Here is a 1,134-nt window from a genome sequence, read left to right as displayed (position 1 = left end):
GAAAGCCGGATGCGGGAAATCCGCACGTCCGGTTTGATGAGCGGGGAAGGGAGACGGAGCGAGGCCAACACGGCCCAAGCCACCGCGCCCCTCCTCGACTCTACTGGCGGGTTGGGGGATGTGGTGCAAGCCGTTGAAATGACGTAGGATTTGGTTGATTAAGCCGATCCGCGCCATTTCCCGGAGACCACACCCGCCATGAATGATCCTACGCTGCCGCTGAGCGGTTTGTCATCTGTTGGCGGCAAGTGCGTCGTCGCCCGTTTCGACGGCGGCATGCTCTCTTCCAACGGTGGGGTTCTGGCACTGGCCGAGGTGGAGAAGCGGCTGCGGGTGGCCGAGCGTGTGGCACGGTGCATCGACGATCCGCGCCGTCCGGACCAGGTCATCCGTAGCGTGTCCGATATTATCGGCTTCCGCATGAAGATGATTGCCGCCGGCTACGAGGATGGCAACGACGCCAACCGGCTGCGCTCCGATCCGATCTTCAAGATGGCCCAGGATGCGCTGCCTTCGGGGCGGGATCTGGCCTCCCAGTCGACGATGTGCCGGCTGGAGAACCTGCCCGGCGTGCGGGAACTGGTCGTTATGGGCAGTGCGATGGTCGACCTCTATTGCGCTTCCTTCCGCCAGGTTCCGACGCGGATCGTGCTCGACATTGACGACACCTTTGACGCCGTGCATGGCGGCCAGCAGCTCCGCCTGTTCAATGCCCATCACGACGAATACGGCTTCCAGCCGATTGTTGTGTTCGATGGCGACGGCCGGTTCGTCGGTGCGGTCCTGCGACCAGCGAAGCGGCCGAGCGGGGCAGAAATCCGCCCCCACCTGCGCCGCCTGGTGCGGGCGATCCGCAGCAACTGGCCGAACATCCGCATCCTGATCCGGGCCGACAGCCACTATTGTAGTCCGCAGGTCATCGACTGGTGCCGCGCCAACGATGTCGACTTCATCCTCGGCGTGGCGCCCACCACGACCCTGCGCAAGCATGTCGCGGACCTGGAAACCAGCACGATGGCGCGCTTTGAAGCATCGAAGACGAACAAGGTCCGCCGCTTCAAGGAGTTTTTTGACGGCGCCGCCAGTTGGAGCCGCGTAGAGCGCATCATCGCCCGCGTCGAGGTCGGCGCCCAA

Annotated in this window: 1 protein-coding gene; it reads left to right on the top strand. The window is 64.0% G+C overall.

The genetic code is table 11. The features are described from left to right. Window positions 1-198 precede the first annotated feature (198 nt). Window positions 199-1,134 (top strand): IS1380 family transposase (locus tag ACFFNA_RS39295; protein WP_378925668.1); only part of this gene is annotated, 936 nt, incomplete at its 3' end.

This window comes from Mesorhizobium kowhaii (assembly GCF_042431665.1).
In the GTDB taxonomy this organism is placed as follows: Bacteria; Pseudomonadota; Alphaproteobacteria; order Rhizobiales; family Rhizobiaceae; genus Mesorhizobium; species Mesorhizobium kowhaii.
The sequence above is the reverse complement of the archived record's forward strand: the minus strand, read 5'-3'. Positions and strand labels throughout refer to the sequence as shown.